The sequence below is a fragment of the Altererythrobacter xiamenensis genome (assembly GCF_900177715.1).
In the GTDB taxonomy this organism is placed as follows: domain Bacteria; phylum Pseudomonadota; class Alphaproteobacteria; order Sphingomonadales; family Sphingomonadaceae; genus Erythrobacter; species Erythrobacter xiamenensis.
Window position 1 is genome coordinate 278748 of record NZ_FXWG01000001.1, and the last position, 18865, is coordinate 297612.

Annotated in this window: 16 protein-coding genes; 14 read left to right on the forward strand and 2 right to left on the reverse strand. The window is 61.9% G+C overall.

Annotation, left to right across the window (positions count from 1 at the left end):
• Positions 1–5: 5 nt before the first annotated feature.
• From CCE89_RS01450 to CCE89_RS01470, 5 genes are all read left to right on the forward strand, one after another.
• The gene (locus CCE89_RS01450) at positions 6–2171 is read left to right on the forward strand and encodes a primosomal protein N' (RefSeq protein WP_086436264.1); all 2166 of its coding nucleotides are present in this window, start codon (positions 6–8) and stop codon (positions 2169–2171) included.
• Between the two features lie 79 nt (positions 2172–2250).
• On the forward strand, positions 2251–3807 hold the full coding sequence (locus tag CCE89_RS01455) for a tetratricopeptide repeat protein (RefSeq protein ID WP_086436265.1): 1557 nt from the start codon (positions 2251–2253) through the stop codon (positions 3805–3807).
• A 46-nt stretch (positions 3808–3853) separates the two neighbouring features.
• The gene (locus CCE89_RS01460) at positions 3854–5428 is read left to right on the forward strand and encodes a cryptochrome/photolyase family protein (protein WP_086436266.1); all 1575 of its coding nucleotides are present in this window, start codon (positions 3854–3856) and stop codon (positions 5426–5428) included.
• Between the two features lie 15 nt (positions 5429–5443).
• Entirely contained in the window at positions 5444–6079 is a 636-nt protein-coding gene (locus CCE89_RS01465; RefSeq protein ID WP_086436267.1) for a glutathione S-transferase family protein, read from the forward strand.
• Between the two features lie 336 nt (positions 6080–6415).
• Positions 6416–7318 (forward strand): OmpA family protein, encoded by a 903-nt coding sequence (locus tag CCE89_RS01470; RefSeq protein ID WP_086436268.1) that lies wholly within the window; start codon positions 6416–6418, stop codon positions 7316–7318.
• 117 nt (positions 7319–7435) lie between these two features.
• On the opposite strand, the gene CCE89_RS01475 is transcribed toward CCE89_RS01470, so the two are convergent.
• The gene (locus CCE89_RS01475; protein WP_086436269.1) at positions 7436–8473 is read right to left on the reverse strand and encodes a bifunctional transcriptional activator/DNA repair enzyme AdaA; all 1038 of its coding nucleotides are present in this window, start codon (positions 8471–8473) and stop codon (positions 7436–7438) included.
• A gap of 79 nt (positions 8474–8552) precedes the next feature.
• Here CCE89_RS01475 and CCE89_RS01480 point away from each other — a divergent pair, with 79 nt between their 5' ends.
• Positions 8553–10136 carry a S1 family peptidase gene (locus CCE89_RS01480; RefSeq protein ID WP_086436936.1) on the forward strand — a complete coding sequence of 528 codons (1584 nt, stop codon included), beginning with the start codon at positions 8553–8555 and terminating at the stop codon, positions 10134–10136.
• A gap of 6 nt (positions 10137–10142) precedes the next feature.
• Here CCE89_RS01480 and CCE89_RS01485 read toward each other — a convergent pair whose 3' ends face one another.
• Positions 10143–10970 carry a TauD/TfdA dioxygenase family protein gene (locus CCE89_RS01485; protein ID WP_234989879.1) on the reverse strand — a complete coding sequence of 276 codons (828 nt, stop codon included), beginning with the start codon at positions 10968–10970 and terminating at the stop codon, positions 10143–10145.
• Positions 10971–11173: 203 nt separating this feature from the next.
• Here CCE89_RS01485 and CCE89_RS01490 point away from each other — a divergent pair, with 203 nt between their 5' ends.
• The 8 genes from CCE89_RS01490 to CCE89_RS01525 all read left to right on the forward strand — a co-directional run bounded on the left by CCE89_RS01490 (position 11174) and on the right by CCE89_RS01525 (position 18816).
• Positions 11174–11728 carry a F0F1 ATP synthase subunit delta gene (locus CCE89_RS01490; RefSeq protein ID WP_086436270.1) on the forward strand — a complete coding sequence of 185 codons (555 nt, stop codon included), beginning with the start codon at positions 11174–11176 and terminating at the stop codon, positions 11726–11728.
• 37 nt (positions 11729–11765) lie between these two features.
• Entirely contained in the window at positions 11766–13295 is a 1530-nt protein-coding gene (gene atpA / locus CCE89_RS01495) for a F0F1 ATP synthase subunit alpha (protein ID WP_086436938.1), read from the forward strand.
• Positions 13296–13324: 29 nt separating this feature from the next.
• Positions 13325–14197, forward strand: coding sequence for a F0F1 ATP synthase subunit gamma (locus CCE89_RS01500; protein WP_086436271.1), 873 nt, complete (start codon positions 13325–13327; stop codon positions 14195–14197).
• Positions 14197–14424, forward strand: a complete 228-nt coding sequence (locus CCE89_RS01505; RefSeq protein ID WP_086436272.1) for a hypothetical protein — start codon at positions 14197–14199, stop codon at positions 14422–14424. The genes CCE89_RS01500 and CCE89_RS01505 overlap by 1 nt, the downstream gene beginning before the upstream one ends.
• Positions 14424–14771, forward strand: coding sequence for a hypothetical protein (locus tag CCE89_RS01510; protein WP_234989880.1), 348 nt, complete (start codon positions 14424–14426; stop codon positions 14769–14771). The genes CCE89_RS01505 and CCE89_RS01510 overlap by 1 nt, the downstream gene beginning before the upstream one ends.
• Positions 14772–14797: 26 nt before the next feature.
• Positions 14798–16255, forward strand: coding sequence for a F0F1 ATP synthase subunit beta (atpD, locus tag CCE89_RS01515; RefSeq protein ID WP_086436274.1), 1458 nt, complete (start codon positions 14798–14800; stop codon positions 16253–16255).
• Between the two features lie 5 nt (positions 16256–16260).
• Entirely contained in the window at positions 16261–16518 is a 258-nt protein-coding gene (locus tag CCE89_RS01520) for an ATP synthase F1 subunit epsilon (protein ID WP_086436275.1), read from the forward strand.
• Between the two features lie 183 nt (positions 16519–16701).
• Entirely contained in the window at positions 16702–18816 is a 2115-nt protein-coding gene (locus CCE89_RS01525; RefSeq protein ID WP_086436939.1) for a prolyl oligopeptidase family serine peptidase, read from the forward strand.
• Positions 18817–18865 lie beyond the last annotated feature (49 nt).

Sequence of the window (18865 nt, forward strand, 5' to 3'; positions counted from 1 at the left end):
GACACATGAACCGCGTCCGACTTCTCGTATTCAATGCCGCAATTGGCGCGCTCGACTACAAAGTGCCCGAGGGCATGACGGTCGAGCCGGGCTCGGTCGTGCTTGCGCCGCTCGGCCCGCGTCAGATCACCGGCATTGTATGGGACGAGAAACGCCTGCCTGCGAACGACGTTCCGGCGAGCAAGCTGCGCGCGCTGGTCGAGGTCATGCCGGTGCCGCCGCTTTCGGCCCCCTTGCGGCGGCTGATCGAGTGGACGGCGGACTATTATTGCGCCCCGATGAGCGCGGTGGCGCGCATGGTGATTTCCAGCGGAGGCGCGCTCAACGGCCCCGCGACGATGACCGAATATCGCCTGTCGGGCGGCATGCCGGAACGGATGACCCCGCAGCGCGAAGTCGCGATGGAAGCGCTCGAAGGCGAGCAGGCGACGATCCGCGAACTGGCGGGGATCGCGGGCGTTTCGGAAGGCGTGCTGCGCGGGCTGGTCAACCAGGGCGTGATCGAGCCGGTCAGCGTTGCGATCGACCGCCCCTTCCCGCCTGCCGATCCCGACTACGACATCCCCGAGCTCGAACCGGAACAGCGCGAAGTCGCGGACCGTCTGAACGAGGCGGTGAAGGCGCGCACATTCGCGCCCTTCCTGCTCGATGGCGTCACCGGTTCGGGCAAGACCGAGACCTATTTCGAACCGATGGCCGAGGCGGTGCGGATGGGACGGCAAGTGCTGGTCCTCCTGCCCGAGATCGCGCTCACCGAGAACTTCCTCAAGCGCTTTGAGGCCCGCTTCGGTGCCTCTCCGGTGCTGTGGCATTCCTCGCTCAAATCCACCGAGCGGCGGCGGGCATGGCGCGCCATCGCGGATGGTACGGCGCAGGTGGTCGTCGGTGCGCGTTCGGCGCTGTTCCTGCCCTACAGGAACCTCGGCCTGATCGTCGTCGACGAGGCGCATGAGGTGAGCTTCAAGCAGGACGACGGCGTGCGCTACAACGCGCGTGACGTTTCGGTGATGCGCGCCCGGTTCGAGGGCTTTCCGGTGGTTCTGGCGAGCGCCACCCCCGCGCTCGAAAGCCTGCAGATGGCCGAAAGCGGCGTTTACGAAAAGCTCGACCTCCACAGCCGCTATGGCGGGGCGGAACTGCCGCATATCGAGCGGATCGACCTCACCGAAGAGAAACCCGGCGCGGGTCGCTGGCTCGCGCCGCGGCTGGTGGCCGCGCTGGAAGACCGGCTGGCGAAAGGCGAGCAGTCGCTGCTGTTTTTGAACCGCCGCGGGTTTGCGCCGCTGACGCTGTGCCGCAATTGCGGCTTTCGCTTCCAGTGCCCCAACTGCAGCGCCTGGCTGGTCGAACATCGCCTCTCGCGCCGCCTCGCCTGCCATCACTGCGGCCACGAAACGCAGCCGCCCGATGCCTGCCCCGAATGCGGCGAGCCCGATTGCCTTGTCGCCTGCGGCCCCGGCGTTGAACGCATCGCCGACGAGGTCGCGGAAATTCTTCCGGAGGCGCGCGTGGCCATCGCCACTTCCGACACGCTCAATTCGCCGGAGCGGGCGGCGCAGTTCATCGCCGAGGCGGAAAGCGGCGCGGTCGATATCATCGTCGGCACGCAGCTCGTCACCAAGGGTTTCCACTTCCCCGAACTGACGCTGGTGGGCGTAGTCGATGCCGATCTCGGTCTCGAAGGCGGGGACTTGCGCGCAGCCGAGCGGACCTACCAGCAGATCGCGCAGGTCGCAGGGCGCGCCGGGCGCGGCGCAAAACCGGGCGAAGTCTTTCTCCAGACTCGGCATCCCACCGCGCCGGTCATTGCCGCACTGGCGGACGGTGACCGCGAGGCCTTCTACGAGGCGGAAACCGAAGCGAGGCGCATGGTCGGCGCTCCACCGTTCGGTCGTTGGGCTGCGATCATCATTTCCTCCGAAGACGATGCCGAGGCGCGCGAAGCTGCCAACCGGCTGGGGGCGAGCCGGCCCAAGGTGGATGAGCTCATGATCCTCGGCCCCGCCCCCGCCCCGCTAGCTCTGCTGCGCGGGCGCTATCGCTACCGCTTTCTCGTCAACGCGCGCCGCTCGGTCGAATTGCAGCGGATCATCACCGGCTGGATTTCCGGCCAGAACTTCGCACCGGGCGTTCGCGTAGGCGTCGACATCGATCCTTACAGCTTTGTGTAGTAAGGATTTAATCCCCCTCGGCGGTTGAGTTTCAGCCCGGGCTTGATACTATCGATCGGTAGAATGGGGTCGGGGGATCATGAAAAAGCTTTCGAAATATTGGTTCGTATTTCTTGCAATGTTCATCGCCGCGCCGGGTCACGCTGAGACCTGGTATCGCGCTGATACGCATCATTTCACGATTTTCAGCGATGGCCAGGAGAAGCAGCTCGAGGAGTTTGCTCACGAGGCCGAGAAGTTCGACGCGCTGATGCGGCTGGCCTTTCAGGTGCGGCCGGAGGCCGATCCGGCAAAGCTCAACATCTACCTCGTCTCGAGCGCAGACGATGTGCAAAAGCTGGTCGATATGAACAATATCGCCGGTATATATTTCGCTCGCACGGATGGCAGCTTTGCCATTTCGAACCGGCAGAAGACCCGATCGCGGGACCGCCTGTCGGGCAAGAGAACCCTGTTCCATGAATATGCGCATCATTTCATGTTCAACAACTTGCATGTGCCTGCGCCTGCCTGGCTAGTCGAAGGTTTTGCAGAGTTCGTCGCCACGGCCGAGTTCAAGAAGAACGGGGAATGGTATTTCGGCAAACCCGCATTCCATCGCGCTGCAGAAATCGAATATGCGCCCCGGATCCCCATCGATCTCCTGCTGACCGTGAGGCCCAGTCAGATAAAGGGCGATGGCGCATCAGCATTCTACGGCTGGTCATGGGCGCTGACCCACATGCTTTATCTCGAATCTCCCGAGGCCGGAAAACAGGTCGACCGATATCTGCGCCGGATCAATCGCGGCGAGACGTCACTCGACGCGGCGCGTGCGGAGTTTGGCGACCTCGATGAATTGGAAAAGGAATTGAGAGGCTATGTGAAAGGCCGCATGACGTTCAAGAAATCCAATCTGGCTCTTCCCTATCGTGACGATGTCCAAGTCACACGTTTGAGCGAAGCGGAGTCCGCCACCCTCGCCCTCAAACTCAGGCGTCTTGGCGGAGCGGATCTCGCTGAAACGCGCGATGCACTTACGGCCGCAACGGCAAGCGGAGATGCCGAAGCCTGGTACCAGCTGGGCCGCGCAGAATACGATCTCGCTCTGTCTGCCGACAGTGCAGCCGATGCCGAAGAAACATCGCCGGATTTCTCGGCTGCCAGAGCGGCCCTGAAAAACGCGTTGGCCGCAGACGCCGAGCACGTACATGCGAATGTTCTCATGGGTGAGTTGGAGATCGCCCGCCTCGAAAGCATGGACCAACCCTATGTTGAGGAAGAGTGGAAGAATGCTCGCCGGTATATCAGCAAGGCTGCCGAACTCTCCCCTCGCGACCCCTATGCGCTGTTTGCCCTGGCGCAGAGCTATTCGCGCAGGGGGCATCGTGACGCGGTTGTCTCACCTTCCCTGAAGACCGCATTCGAGAGGGCTCCGGAATCACGTGAAATCCGGTTTGCCTATGCCATCGATCTCGCGAATAACGGTCAATTCGAAGCGGCCATCCAACTGCTCAGTATCCTCGCGAATGACCCGCACGGGGGCGACGCTGGCCGCGATGCGATCCGCAGGATTGAGGCAATGCGTGATGGATCTACGATACTCGCCACCGATATTGCGCCGGTTATCGGAGAGACTTCGGACGAAGCCGACTGATCGATCAATTGTCGGCACCGAAGTCTTCCTGTTGAGTTGATCGGTAATGTCCGACGGCGATTCCCAACCCATCCTCGTTCCCATTCTCGGCGACCAGCTGAGCCGTGACCTTGCCAGCCTGCGCGGGCGGACCAAGGACGACACCGTCATCCTGATGATGGAGGTCCGGGACGAGGCGACCTACGTCAAACACCACAAGCAGAAGATCACGCTGATCTTTTCCGCGATGCGCCATTTCGCTGCGGAGCTGGAGGATGCCGGCTGGACGGTCGACTACGTCAAGCTGACCGACGAGGATAACTCCGGCAGCTTCACCGGCGAGGTCGCCCGCGCGATCGAGCGGCACGATCCGCGCGCGATCCACGTGGTCGATGCGGGCGAATGGCGCGTCCAGCAAGCCATCCTGGAATGGCCCGACAAGTTCGCCTGCGAGATCGAAGTTCTCGATGACGATCGCTTCATCTGCCCGCTCTCGGAGTTCCGCGAGTGGGCGGAGGATCGCGATCACCTGACGATGGAGCACTTCTATCGCCAGATGCGCCGCAAGACCGGCCTGCTGATGACGCAGGATGGCAAGCCGACCGGCGGCGACTGGAACTACGACAAGCAGAACCGGGAAAGTCCGGATGATGAGATGGATCCGCCGGAGCGCCCGACCTTCGAACCCGACGCAATCACGCAGGAATGCATCGAGCTGGTCGAAGAGACATTCGGCGACCATTTCGGCAGCCTTGAAGGTTTCGGCTGGCCGGTGACCAGCGACCAGGCCGAGAAAGCCGCCGATGCGTTTTTCGCAGAGCGGATCGAGAAGTTCGGACCCTATCAGGACGCGATGGTCCACGGGCAGGATGACCTTTATCACTCGATGCTGTCGACGAGTATCAACCTCGGCCTGCTCGACCCGCTGGAGCTATGTCAGCGCGCACAGAAGGCCTACGAGGGCGGCAAGGCTCCGCTCAATTCCGTCGAAGGCTTCATCCGCCAGATCATTGGCTGGCGCGAATATGTCCGCGGTTTCTACTGGTATTTCATGCCCGATCTCGAAAGCCGCAACGCGCTGAATGCGCAGCGCGGTCTTCCGGAGTTCTACTGGACGGGCGAAACCGACATGCGCTGCCTTGCCGATTGCATTCGCTCGACGCGCGAAAACGCTCACGCCCACCATATCCAGCGGCTCATGGTGCTCGGCAATTTCGCGCTGCTGGCAGGGATCAATCCGCGCGAGGTGCAGGACTGGTATCTGGTGGTCTACGCAGACGCCTATGAATGGGTCGAACTGCCCAATGTCAGCGCGATGATCCTCTATGCCGACGGTGGTAAGCTCGCGACCAAGCCCTATGCAGCTTCCGGCAATTACATCAACAAGATGTCGGACTACTGCAAGGAGTGCCGCTATTCGGTTTCGAAGAAGACGGGCGAGGATGCCTGCCCGTTCAACCCGCTCTACTGGCATTTCATGGATCGGCATCGCGACAGGCTGGAAAGCAACCACCGCATCGGCCGCATCTATTCGACCTGGGACCGGATGGACGAGGCGAAGCGCCAGGATTACCTCGACAGCGCAGAGAAATTACTCGACTCGCTCAAGCCTGCCAGCCAAGACTGGGCTCGCAATAAATAAACGGGGAGAGAGCCAATGCTGACCGTCCACCATCTGCGCCTGTCGCAATCCGAGCGTATCGTCTGGCTCTGTGAAGAGATGGGCATTGATTACGAGGTCAAGCTCTACAATCGCCGCGAGGATAACAACCTCGCTCCCGACGAATACAAGGCGCTCCACCCGATGGGCATAGCGCCGGTCATTACCGATGGCGACTTCGTGCTGGGTGAAAGCGGCGCGATCATCGACTGGATCATCGCGCAATATGGCGATCGCGGTCTCGTTCCTTCAAAGGATCATGCCGACTTCGCCGACCACCTCTTCTTCTACCACTGGGCCAATGCGACCTTCATGACCAATGGCATGATGGCGCTCGTGGCAAGCCGCATGGTCGATGGCGGCGAGATCCCTCCCTTCGTCGCCGACCGCATGGCGAAAAGCTGGCAGATCATCGAGACGCGGCTGGGCGAGGCCGACTATTTCGGAGGTTCGCAGCTGACCACCGCCGACATCATGATGGGGTTCCAGTTGACGACCAGCCGCGCGATGAGCGGGATGGGAATCGATGGGATGCCCAACCTCCAGGCCTATCTCAAGCGCATCGGCGAGCGTGAGGCCTATCAGCGCGCCATGGCCAAGGCTGAACCGGGAATGCCGCCCAAGCTCGACTGAACTGCGCCCGAAAACGGATGAATCGGGCGATTCTTTGCCCTTTCTGGTAAGCGATTCCCCGTATTTCCCGCCTCCGTTACCTAACCTCTTGCAACGGTTCGCCGCATTAAGCGCTCTAACCGCCCCCCCATGGGCTTGCGCAGCGTGAATTGTTCATGTGTTAGACAGGAGCACCTGAACAACCGCACCTTCACTGACGTAGGCACACGTCAATTATGCCGCACAGCATTGAACAATTTTTGGGGGTTCTGTCAGCCGGAAACGCCTTCGGAAGGGGTGGTTCCATTAATACCGCGAGGTAGCGCGCCCGGCTGAATGGTTTGAAGGAGTAACGTAATGAGTATCGTATCGAAGAAACCGATCGCGATCTGTCTGCTTGCAGGGCTGGCCATGCCGGCGACTGCAAATCTTGCAGCGCAGGAAATGCAGCCGGAAGCGACCGAAGCCAACATCACCGTGCAGGGTCAGGTCCCGGCCGACCTCAGCGGCTATCCCGAAGGTCCCGAGATCGAAGGATTCATCTCGGCCCGCAACGGCAATGGCATGCAGGTAACCCGCGCCGACGGAAGCAACGCCGTCGTCGCCATCAGCGCCGGCACCGAAATCAAGTCGAGCGGCGGCTTCCTCGGTCTCGGTCGCAATACGCTGACCGCGGACTCGCTGCTCAATGGTCTGCCCGTGACCGTCGAGACCGTCCAGTGGGCCGGTAACCTCGTCGCCACGCAGGTCGATCTGAAGAGCAAGGATCTCAAGACCGCTGCGATGATCCGCAACGGCACAGAGCAGCGCTTTGGCGCCAACGAAGCTGCGATCAACCAGAACGCAGCGGCGACCGAAGCTCTGCGCGGCCGCATGGGTGACATCGACAAGTACAACATCAAGGGCACCACCAACGTCTATTTCGACACCGGCAAATGGGCTCTCAAGCCCGGCGCGATGGATGAACTCTGCCGCGCTGCTGCCGAAGCGGACTCGATGGAAAATGCTCTCCTGCTCGTCGTCGGATACACCGACAACGTGGGTGATGAAGACTACAACCAGGTGCTGAGCGAACGCCGCGCTGGCCGCGTCGTCAACACGCTGCAGCAGAAGTGCGGCTGGAAGCCCTGGCGCATGCTCACCCCGACCGGCATGGCCGAATCGGACCCGCTGGCGGACAACACGACCGAAGAGGGCCGTCGCCAGAACCGCCGTGTTTCGGTGAACATCCTCGTCAGCAAGGCCGTCGACGAAGGCTAAGGCTTTTCGAAGCGTTGAGATTGGAAGGGGCGGGCCATGGGTCCGCCCCTTTTCATTTGCGTGTGATCAGGCGCTTGGCAGGACCGTTCGGACCGATCGCGCGCCGCACATAAACGGTTACTCGCCTCTTTCCCGCCGCAGCAATTCGGCCTTGATTTCGGGACCGTAGGCATACCCGCCCAGTGATCCGTCCGCCTGAACCACACGGTGGCAGGGGATCAGTACAGCGATGTTGTTCGCGCCATTCGCGCTGCCGACTGCGCGGCTCGCCTTGGGATTGCCCAGCATTGCAGCCTGCTCGCCATAGCTGCGGGTCTCTCCGGCGGGGATCGACCGCAGCGCCTCCCAGCAGCGTTGCTGGAACACAGTGCCTTTCACGTCGAGCGGGATATGCGAACTGTCGAGTGACGGATCTTCCACCGCTGCGACAACCTGTTCGAGCAGCGCTGCAAATTCGCCTCCGCCTTCGACCAGTTCGGCCTTTGGAAACCGCGCGCGAAGCTCCCGCTCACCTTCACCGAAGGACAAGCAACACACGCCCTTGCCGGTTGCAGCGACCAGCATCTCGCCAAGGCTCGTCGCGACGACGGACCAGCGGATCACCCTGCCCTCGCCGCCATTTTTCCAGTCGCTTGGCGTCATGCCCAATCGCTCCTTCGTATCATCGTAGAAGCGGCTCGGCGCTTCGTAGCCGGCATCGTAGATCGCATCGGTCACGCGCCCTGCCTTGCCGAGGGCGTCCCTTGCGCGCTCCTCTCTCAGCGCGCGCGCGTAGGCGGCTGGCGAAAGCCCGGTCGCGCGTTTGAACACGCGCTGGAAGTGCGTCGGCGAATAGCCGGTGATCGCCGCCAACTCGTCGAGCGTCGGCCGTCCGTGCGCCTGCTTGATCTCCTCAATCGCGGCAAGCACCGCCGCCTCGTCACGTCCCACATCGTCTGGCAGGCAGCGCTTGCAGGCCCGCAATCCCGCAGCGCGCGCCTCGGCACCGTTGGCGAAGAAGCGGACGTTCTCCTTGGAAGGATGGCGCGCCGCACAGCTGGGACGGCAATAGATGCCCGTGGTCAGCACGCCCGTAACGAAACGCCCGTCAAAACTGCGGTCGCGGCGCTTGACGGCGGCCCAGGCCGTATCGGGAGAAATGGTCTGCTCAGTCATACCGCCGAATTAGGTTAATCCTCCATTCGCTGCATCCCGAAGCTTGCGATCAAAACATATGGTGGTCAAATACGCGCCCATGGATCGTATCATTCTCGCACTTGCGGCCCTCTTCGCGCTCGTCCTGCCGACATTTGCACAGGCTGACCCGGCGGACGTCGATGCAGCAGCGCGCGGCGTGGTGCGCGTCGTCCTGATCGGTACCGACGGAGAGGAAGTCTTCCCGATCAGCCATGGCAGCGGCTTTGCCGTCACCCCGCAAAAGATCGTCACCAATGCGCATGTCATCCGCGAGGCATTGCAAGACGATACCCTGCGAATCGGCATCGTCCCTTCCGAAGGGGAGGAGGCCGCCTATGGCCGTGCAATCGCGGTCAGTCCGCGCAACGATCTGGCGCTGGTCGAGATTACCGAAGGCAGCCTGCGCCTGCCACCGCTGACCATAGCTGGCACGATCGCGGGCGACATGGGCGAAGTTACATCGGTCGGCTATCCGATGAATGTCGATCGCGCACAGGGCCTCAATATCGGTGACATCTTTCGCGCCCAACCGCCTGTAAAGAGCCGCGGCTTCCTCTCTGGCGCACGGCCGAGCAGGGAGTTCGACACGATCCTCCACACCGCTCCAATCGCGCGTGGGAATTCGGGCGGTCCTTTGCTCGATGGCTGCGGCCGCGTGCTGGGCGTCAACAGCTTCGGCGCGGATTCGGAGGGGTCGGACGCAGAGTTCTACTTCGCCGTCTCGACCCGCGAATTGCTCCCCTTCCTGCGCGCCAACGATATAGAGCCGCGCACCAATGCCCTGCCCTGCACCAGTATCGACGAGCTAAACGCGGCCGAACGCGCCCGCCTCGACCAGCAACGCGAGGATGCGCGCGAGCGGATGGCGCGGCGCGAGGCAGAGCTTCAGGCGAAACGCGATCGTGCCCAGCTCGAGGCGCAGCTTGCCGTTTTCAACGAGCGCGACAATCTGCTGGCGCTCGCACTGATACTGCTGGCCGTTGGGGTCGGCGGCAGTTACCTCGCCCTTCGCGAGTTCCAGAAGGATGGGGAGCGCAAGAGAGCCACGATCGCAGGAGCGATAGCCGTGATCGGCATCATTGGCGCGATCGTGATCTGGTCTTCGCGCCCCGGCTTGGACGAAATCGACGAACGCGTCGCACAAGCGATGGACGGTGACGATGATCCCGACAATCCCGACATTGGCCAATCAAGCGAAGGCACGCTGTTGTGCACCATTGTGCCTGAACGCAGCCGCATTACCGGCGCGCGCACCGACGACGTCGAGTTCGACTGGGGCGCCGATGGCTGTGTCAACGGCCGCACCCAGTATGGCTTCGCCAATGGGGAATACACCCGTGTGCTGGTGCCAAACGATGAAGACGCTGTAGCGGTGAACACCTACGATCCGGAGACGCGCACTTTCCGCACCGACCGCTACCTGCTTGGTCACTCTGCAATGGAAGCGGCCCGCGAGATCCGGAGTCAGTACACTCCGCCAAGTTGCGGCGTGACCGAGGCCGCCCGAACATTGGGCGAGCAGCAATCGGCAATCCTGTCGAACCTGCCGAGCAGCCCGAACGAGAGGCTGGTTTACAACTGCGTGCCCCGTCCGGCAGGTGTAGGCGGATCGAGCACCAGCAGCGGCGGCGGTAGCGAGTAACCGCGCCTAGGCGGCCAGAGCCTCGCCCGACAGCGTAATCCGGTGCATCTCGCGCCGATGGCCCTGATAGTCGTTCATCGCGTTGTGCCAGGTCGTGCGGTTGTCCCAGATGGCGACCGTGCCCGGCTTCCACTGCAAGCGGCACTGGTTATCGGCCTTGAGCGCAGCATCCAGAAGTGTTTGCAGCAGCGGCAGGCTTTCCTCTCGCGTCTGCCCGACGAAATGAATCGTGAAACCGCCGTTTACATAAAGCAGCTTGCGACCGGTCTGCGGGTGCCGGATGACGACCGGATGGATCGCGCCGGTCTTGAGGTCCTGACCGCGCAGGTTCTTCCCCATGTCGGTCTGCGCATAGAGCCCGTCGGCTTTATATACGTGGTCCGCCGTGTGGAAGGCCTCCAGACCTTCGATCTGCTCCTTGATGTCGTCCGGCAGCGCGTCGTAGGCAGCTCCCATATGGGCCCACAAGGTGTCGCCACCATGAGGCGGCAGCTCGCGCGCCACCAGCACCGAACCCATCGCCGGTATCTGGTCATAGGAATGGTCGGTGTGCCATGCGCCGCCGATATTGGTCTGCTCGTCGGCCTCTTTCTTCACGACCGCAATTTCGTTGAACTCTTCCTGCAGCGGGAAATAGTTGTTCACGTCGATACCGCCCCAGCGTTTGCCGAAACGGATGTGATCTTCGGGCGAGAATTCCTGACCGCGGAATACGGCCACACCGTGTTCGTAGATCGCCTCCTTGATCGCAGCCATCTCTTCGTCGCTGCAATTCGCCAGTTGCACGCCTGAAATCTCGACCCCGCACTTTGGAGCCATCGGTGTCAGTTTCATGGTCACTCTCCCCGCGCTTCTTGCGCTGTGTGACAACAATCTACGCTTTCATTTGGACGAGTCCATAGAATCCGTCCTTCCAAGGTTGCATCGCAGCATAGCCGGTGCTAGGCGCGCGCCAGCCTTGCGGGGGTGGTTTATCGCCTCTCGATCACACAAGGCGATGCATCGTTATTTTCCGGATCCAAGAGGACCTCACGCGCGTGGATATTTCCGCCGGTATTCAGGCTAGCCTTGCAGGGCGTTATGCCTCCGCCTTGTTCGACCTCGCAGCCGAGGACGGCACCGTGACCGCTGTCGAATCGGACCTCGAGAAGCTCGAGGCCGCGCTCGCCGAATCGGCCGAGCTGCGGGGCGTCACGACCAATCCCGAGTTGAGCCGCGCCCAGCAGGGTGTCGCGATCGAAGGGGTTGCGGGCTATCTCGGCCTGTCGCAGCTGACGCAGAAGTTTCTCGCCGTGCTGGCGCAGAACCGCCGCCTCTCGGCCCTGCCCGACATGATCCGTGCTTTCCAGACGATCGCCGCTGCACAGCGCGGTGAAGTCACGGCAGAAGTGACCAGCGCCCACGCGCTCAGCGATGATCAGCTCGCCACGTTGAAGGACAAGCTGACCGCGCGCGAAGGCCGCACCGTCAAGATCAAGCCGAGTGTCGACCCGGAGCTTCTGGGCGGTCTCGTCGTAACTATTGGATCGCAGCGCATCGACGGCTCGATCCGCACCCGTTTGAACACCCTCGCGCAGGCAATGAAGGGCTGAAGGCCCGTATGCCAAAGGCTCGATGAAAGGCTAAATGATGGAAATCCGCGCCGCAGAAATCTCCAAGGTCATCAAGGATCAGATCGCCAATTTCGGCACCGAAGCCGAAGTCAGCGAAGTTGGCTCCGTTCTCTCGGTGGGTGACGGCATCGCCCGCATCCACGGCCTCGACAAGGTCCAGGCTGGCGAGATGGTCGAGTTCGCCAATGGCGTTCAGGGCATGGCCCTCAACCTCGAAGCCGACAACGTCGGCGTCGTGATCTTCGGCTCGGACGCCGAGATCAAGGAAGGCGACAGCGTCAAGCGGACCGGCACCATTGTGGACGTTCCCGTCGGCAAGGGCCTGCTCGGCCGCGTGGTCGACGCTCTCGGCAACCCGATCGACGGCAAGGGCCCGATCGAATCGACCGAACGCAAGCGCGTCGAAGTGAAGGCACCGGGCATCATCCCGCGTGAATCGGTTTCGGAGCCCGTGCAGTCGGGCCTCAAGGCCATCGACGCTCTCGTGCCCGTCGGCCGCGGCCAGCGCGAACTTATCATCGGTGACCGTCAGACGGGTAAAACTGCTGTCGCGATCGACACCTTCATCAACCAAAAGACCGTCAACGAAAGCGACGACGAAGGCAAGAAGCTCTACTGCATCTATGTCGCCGTCGGCCAGAAGCGTTCGACCGTGGCGCAGATCGTGAAGCAGCTCGAGGAAAACGGCGCGATGGAATATTCCATCGTTATCGCCGCGACCGCTTCTGAACCCGCTCCGCTGCAGTATCTCGCGCCCTACACCGGCTGCACCATGGGCGAGTTCTTCCGCGATAACGGCATGCACGCCGTGATCGTTTACGACGACCTTTCCAAGCAGGCCGTCGCCTATCGTCAGATGTCGCTCCTGCTGCGTCGTCCTCCGGGCCGCGAAGCCTATCCGGGTGACGTTTTCTACCTGCACAGCCGCCTGCTCGAGCGTGCGGCGAAGATGAATGCCGCAAACGGCCACGGCTCGCTCACCGCGCTGCCGATCATCGAAACGCAGGCGGGTGACGTGTCGGCCTATATTCCGACCAACGTGATCTCGATCACCGACGGCCAGATCTTCCTCGAAACCGACCTCTTCTTCCAGGGCATCCGTCCGGCGATTAACGTGGGTCTTTCGGTTTCGCGTGTGGGCGGTGCCGCCCAGACCAAGGCGATGAAGAAGGTCGCCGGCTCGATGAAGCTCGACCTCGCACAGTATCGAGAAATGGCTGCCTTCGCGCAGTTCGGCTCGGACCTCGACGCCGCGACGCAGAAGCTGCTCAACCGCGGTGCTCGCCTGACCGAGCTGCTCAAGCAGCCGCAGTTCTCGCCGATGCCGTTCGAAGAGCAGACCGTGTCGATCTTTGCCGGCACCAACGGCTACATCGACAGCGTTCCGGTGGACCGCGTGACCGAATACGAAGAGCAGATGCTCGCCTTCATGCGTGCCGAGCACGGCGATGTCCTCAAGGAAATCCGCGAAACCGGCAAGTTCGAAGACGACGTCAAGGACCGCACGGTCAAGGCCCTCGAAGCCTTTGCCAAGCAGTTCGCGTAAGCCCGAAGAGACACGAATAGGGAGCCGACATGGCTAGCCTCAAGGAACTCAAGGGCCGGATCAACTCGGTCAAGTCGACCCAGAAGATCACCAAGGCCAAGCAGATGGTCGCAGCCGCCAAGCTGCGCCGTGCGCAGGCGGCTGCCGAAGCGGCACGCCCGTACGCAGACCGGCTCGCTTCGGTCATGGCCTCGATCGCATCGAAAGTCGGCAAGAGCGATTCCGCGCCCAAGCTGCTCGCCGGGAACGGCAGCGATCAGCGTCACCTGCTGGTCGTCGTCAACACCGACAAGGGCCTGTGCGGCGGCCTCAACGCGAACATCGTGAAAGAGGCCAAGAAGCAGGCGCGCCAGCTGATTGCCGATGGCAAGTCGGTCGAGTTCTATCTCGTCGGCAAGAAAGGCCGTGCGCCGATCAAGCGCGATTATGCCAACAGCATTGCCAAGCACTTCGACACCTCGGACGTTCGCACGCCCGGCTTCGAAGAGGCAGACGCGGTTGCGAACGAGCTGATCGAGATGTTCGAAGACGGCAAGTTCGACGTCGCGCATCTGGTCTATCCGACCTTCCAGAGCGCGCTGGTCCAGGATCCGACCACGGTGCAGCTCATTCCGGTGCCTGCACCTGAAGAGGCCGCAAGCAGTGACGCCGTGGTAGAGTACGAGCCGGGCGAAGAGGAAATCCTCGAGGAACTGCTCCCCCGCTACGTCAAGACGCAGCTGTTCGGCGCGCTCCTCGAACGTGAAGCTTCCGAACAGGGCGCTTCGATGACCGCGATGGACAACGCGACGCGCAATGCGGGCGATCTCATCAACAAGCTCACGATCCAGTACAACCGCAGCCGCCAGGCCGCGATCACGACCGAACTGATCGAAATCATCGCGGGCGCGGAGGCATTGTGATGCGCGCAGCGATGATCGCTCTCGGCCTGCTGACCCTCTCGGCCTGCAACGAGCCGACCGATGGCGTCGACGAGAGCCAGGCGACGGAAATGGAGCAGCTTGCTCCTGTTGCAACGCCCGAAGAAATGCAGGCGGCCGACCAGCCCAATGCCAATGTCGAGCAAGCCCCCGATGCGCTCGACGCGAATATCCAGGCCGAAAAGTCGGCGAATTTGGAAAGCGAATGATGAAGAAGATCGCCCTCTCCCTCCTTCCGTTCACCGTGCTCATGGCAGCTTGCGGTGAAGAGCCCGCGCCCGAACCGGCACCGGCCGAAACGGTTGCGCCCGAACCGATCGAATCGCTCCCCGCGCCCGATCAGGAGCTTTTCGCGACGCTTCATGCCGCTGCGTGTCCGGAAGCAAAGCCGGTTAACACCGCCGTTTGCCGTCGCGCTGGCATGGGCAGCGAAGACGTGATCTGCGAATACGGCCTCGGCGACGACGAGTATCTCCGCAACACGGCAACCCTTACCGCCGGTGACGGCGAGTGGGTTCTGACCGACACCGAAACCGTTTGCGCCGCTGGCGCCTAATTTTCTGAGCAAGGCAGGACATAGAAATGGCCACCGCACCCGTACTCAATCAGACCACCAACGGCACTATCAGCCAGGTCATTGGCGCTGTCGTCGACGTGCAGTTCGAAGGTGAACTGCCCGCGATTCTCTCGGCGCTCGAAACCAAGAATGGCGATCAGACGCTCGTTCTCGAGGTTGCCCAGCACCTCGGTGAAAACACCGTTCGCACCATCGCGATGGACGGTACCGACGGTCTTACCCGCGGTCAGGAAGTGATTTCGACCGGCGCGCAGATCTCGGTTCCGGTCGGTCCGAAGACGCTTGGCCGCATCATGAACGTCGTCGGCGAGCCGATCGACGAACGCGGCCCGATCGGCGCGGAGCAGACCGCTCCGATCCACGCGGAAGCGCCCGAGTTCATCGACCAGTCGACCGAAGCCTCGATCCTCGTCACGGGCATCAAGGTCATCGACCTTCTCGCTCCCTACGCAAAGGGCGGCAAAATCGGCCTGTTCGGGGGCGCTGGCGTCGGCAAGACCGTTCTCATTCAGGAGCTCATCAACAACATTGCGAAGGGCCACGGCGGTGTTTCCGTGTTCGCCGGTGTTGGTGAGCGTACCCGCGAAGGTAACGACCTCTACCACGAGTTCCTCGACGCCGGCGTTATCGCCAAGGACGCCGAAGGCAACGCCACCTCGGAAGGTTCCAAGGTTGCTCTCGTCTTCGGTCAGATGAACGAACCTCCGGGCGCGCGTGCTCGCGTGGCTCTCTCGGGTCTGACCATGGCGGAATACTTCCGCGATCAGGAAGGCCAGGACGTCCTGTTCTTCGTCGACAACATCTTCCGCTTCACCCAGGCGGGTTCCGAAGTTTCGGCTCTGCTCGGCCGTATTCCTTCGGCCGTGGGCTATCAGCCGACCCTGTCGACCGACATGGGTAACCTGCAGGAACGCATTACCTCGACCACCAAGGGTTCGATTACCTCGGTCCAGGCCATCTACGTTCCCGCCGATGACCTTACCGACCCTGCGCCTGCCACCTCGTTCGCCCACCTTGACGCAACGACCACGCTGTCGCGCGCCATTTCGGAGCTCGGCATCTATCCGGCGGTTGACCCGCTCGACTCGACCAGCCGCGTTCTCGAACCGCGCGTCGTCGGCCAGGAGCACTACGAAACCGCTCGTAAGGTTCAGGAAACGCTGCAGAAGTACAAGAGCCTTCAGGACATCATCGCCATTCTCGGCATGGACGAACTGTCGGAAGAAGATAAGCTGACCGTTGCGCGCGCTCGCAAGATCCAGCGCTTCCTCTCGCAGCCGTTCCACGTGGCCGAAGTCTTCACCAATATCCCTGGCGTTTTCGTCCAGCTGGAAGACACGATCAAGTCGTTCAAGGCGGTCGTCGACGGTGAATACGATCACCTTCCCGAAGCAGCCTTCTACATGGTTGGCGGCATCGACCAGGCGGTCGAAAAGGCCAAGAAGCTCGCCGAGGACGCGTAATCGACATGGCTCTTCACTTCGAACTCGTCACGCCGGAGAAGCTGGTCCGGTCGGAAGATGTCCACATGGTGGTCGTCCCCGGCACCGAAGGCGAGTTCGGCGTGCTGGAGGGCCATGCGCCCTTCATGTCGACCATCCGCGACGGTGCAGTGCAGGTCTACAAGACCGAAGGCGCCCAGCCTGAAAGCATCGAAGTCCGCGGCGGTTTCGCCGAGGTTGGCGACAGCGGCCTGACCGTGCTTGCGGAGCATGTCGAAGGCTGAGGCCTGACATCAGTCTAGATTTCACAAGGGCGGTCCGTTTGGGCCGCCCTTTTGGTTTGCGCAACGCGCCAACACATTTAAAGCCGAATGATAGTCGGCTTCGCGTGAAGCCTTTGGTCGCACAATCTCCGGAGAGGACATTTGAACCTTGTATCGAAACTCGCCCTTGCAGGCGCGCTTGCCATGACTGCCACCACCGCTTCTGCCGATCATCACCAGGCTTCCGCAGGCGAAGCCACTGACACCGGCGTCCCCGGCCCCGAGCAAGACCCCAATATCTGGCTCGAAGAAGCGCGCTCGCCAGAAGCCCTCGACTGGGTTGAAGCGGAAAACGAGCGCACCATCGCCGCGCTGACACAGGATCCGCGCTTCGAACAACTCAAGAGCGAGGCGCTGGCCATCCTCGATAGCGAGGATCGCATTCCCTATGTCTCCTTCCGCCCCGACGGCCTCTACAATTTCTGGCAGGACAAGGAGAATCCGCGCGGTCTGGTGCGTCGCACCACGCTCGAAAGCTATCGCACCGACAATCCCGATTGGGAAATCGTGCTCGACGTGGACAAGCTTGCCGCCGAAGAGGGCCGCGAGTGGGTTTACAAGGGCTCGACATGTCTTCCACCAGACTTGCGCTACTGCATGATCGCGCTTTCCGATGGCGGCAAGGATGCGACGATCCTGCGCGAGTTCGACATGGAGACGAAGAGTTTCGTCGAAGGCGGGTTCGAACTGGAAGAGACCCAGGGTAACATCCAGTGGATCGACGAGGACACCATGCTCGTCACGCGTAACTTCAGCGATGAGCTGATGACGGAGAGCGAGTACCCCTACACCACACGCGTGTGGAAGCGCGGCCAGTCGATCGATGAGGCACAAGAAATCTTCCGCGGCGAAAAGACCGACGTCTGGTCTGGCGCGAGCCTGCTGCGCGACAGCAAAGCGGTCGTCCATGCGCGCACCGCCTTCCGCAGCGTGAGCTTCCACGAGACCGAATATTACGTCGAAAAGGACGGCGAGTGGCTGCGGCTCGACATTCCGCTCAAGGCATCGCCCTTCGGTATCGTCGACGGCCATCTGCTCTATTCGACCGATGTCGACTGGGAGGTCGAAGGCCAGACCTTCCCGGCAGACTCGCTGATTGCGGTCGACCTGGAGGAATGGAAAGCCGATCCGAACGGTGCCGCCAAGACGCTCGTCTGGGCACCCCAGGAAGGCCAGACCAGGCGCGGGGGGGCCATCACGGCACGCTCGCTGTTTGTGAATATGCTCGACAATGTCGTAGGCAAAGTTGTCCGCTTCGACTTCGAGGATGGCGAATGGCAGCAGTCCACCGTCGATCTGCCAGACAACGCGACCGTCGGCATCCAGACGTCCTCGAACGAAACCGACGAGCTGATGTTCACGGTCACCGACTTCCTCAATCCGACCACGCTCTATTATTCGGACGGTGGCACGCCCGTGGCGATCAAGCAGTCGCCCAGCCGCTTCAAGAAAGCTGGCATGGACGTCGAGCAGTATGAGGCCACCAGCAAGGACGGGACGAAAATCCCGTATTTCATCGTCAAGCCGGAAGGCATGGCGATGGATGGCACCACCGCGACGCTGTTGACGGGCTACGGCGGCTTCCAGGTTCCAAGCTTGCCTGCCTACCTTGCGACGACCGGCAAAATGTGGCTCGAGAGGGGCGGCGCCTATGTCCTTGGCAACATGCGTGGGGGCGGCGAGTTCGGTCCCAACTGGCATCAGAGCGCCATCCGCGAAAACAAGCAGCGGACCTGGGATGACTTCATCGCCATTGCCGACGATCTTGTGGCGCGTGGTTTCACTTCGCCCGAGCATCTCGGTATCCAGGGTGGCTCGCAAGGGGGCCTGCTGGTTGGCACGGCTTTCACGCAGCGCCCGGACCTGTTCAACGCGGCAATCGTCCAGATCCCGCTGTTCGACATGCTGCGCTATCACTTGATCGGTCGCGGCGCTTCCTGGATCGGCGAATATGGCGATCCGCGCATTCCCGAGCAGCGCGCCTGGATCGAAGGCTATTCGCCCTATCAGAAGATCGTGGAAGGGGTCGATTACCCCTCCCCGTTCCTGTGGGCGTCCACCGCCGATGACCGCACCCACCCGGCCCACGCGCGCAAGGGCGCGGCCAAGCTGAAGGCGCTCGGCCAGCCATATTACTATTACGAAGAGACGACCGGCGGGCATTCCGGCGGCGTTGATAATGAACAGCGCGCACAGTTGCAGGCGCTGCAGTATATCTACCTGATGCAGCGTCTGATGGACGATAGTTCAGGCGACTGACACACAAGCAATTCTCACATGAAGGGGCGGTCCGGCAGCGGATCGCCCC

Excerpts from the sequence above, each read along its gene's own strand:
- CCE89_RS01450 (WP_086436264.1), top strand. The coding sequence starts at position 6 with ATGAACCGCGTCCGACTTCTCGTATTCAATGCCGCAATTGGCGCGCTC.
- CCE89_RS01455 (WP_086436265.1), top strand. The coding sequence starts at position 2,251 with ATGAAAAAGCTTTCGAAATATTGGTTCGTATTTCTTGCAATGTTCATC.
- CCE89_RS01460 (WP_086436266.1), top strand. The coding sequence starts at position 3,854 with ATGTCCGACGGCGATTCCCAACCCATCCTCGTTCCCATTCTCGGCGAC.
- CCE89_RS01465 (WP_086436267.1), top strand. The coding sequence starts at position 5,444 with ATGCTGACCGTCCACCATCTGCGCCTGTCGCAATCCGAGCGTATCGTC.
- CCE89_RS01470 (WP_086436268.1), top strand. The coding sequence starts at position 6,416 with ATGAGTATCGTATCGAAGAAACCGATCGCGATCTGTCTGCTTGCAGGG.
- CCE89_RS01475 (WP_086436269.1), bottom strand. The coding sequence starts at position 8,473 with ATGACTGAGCAGACCATTTCTCCCGATACGGCCTGGGCCGCCGTCAAG.
- CCE89_RS01480 (WP_086436936.1), top strand. The coding sequence starts at position 8,553 with ATGGATCGTATCATTCTCGCACTTGCGGCCCTCTTCGCGCTCGTCCTG.
- CCE89_RS01485 (WP_234989879.1), bottom strand. The coding sequence starts at position 10,970 with ATGAAACTGACACCGATGGCTCCAAAGTGCGGGGTCGAGATTTCAGGC.
- atpA (WP_086436938.1), top strand. The coding sequence starts at position 11,766 with ATGGAAATCCGCGCCGCAGAAATCTCCAAGGTCATCAAGGATCAGATC.
- CCE89_RS01500 (WP_086436271.1), top strand. The coding sequence starts at position 13,325 with ATGGCTAGCCTCAAGGAACTCAAGGGCCGGATCAACTCGGTCAAGTCG.
- CCE89_RS01505 (WP_086436272.1), top strand. The coding sequence starts at position 14,197 with ATGCGCGCAGCGATGATCGCTCTCGGCCTGCTGACCCTCTCGGCCTGC.
- CCE89_RS01510 (WP_234989880.1), top strand. The coding sequence starts at position 14,424 with ATGAAGAAGATCGCCCTCTCCCTCCTTCCGTTCACCGTGCTCATGGCA.
- atpD (WP_086436274.1), top strand. The coding sequence starts at position 14,798 with ATGGCCACCGCACCCGTACTCAATCAGACCACCAACGGCACTATCAGC.
- CCE89_RS01520 (WP_086436275.1), top strand. The coding sequence starts at position 16,261 with ATGGCTCTTCACTTCGAACTCGTCACGCCGGAGAAGCTGGTCCGGTCG.
- CCE89_RS01525 (WP_086436939.1), top strand. The coding sequence starts at position 16,702 with ATGACTGCCACCACCGCTTCTGCCGATCATCACCAGGCTTCCGCAGGC.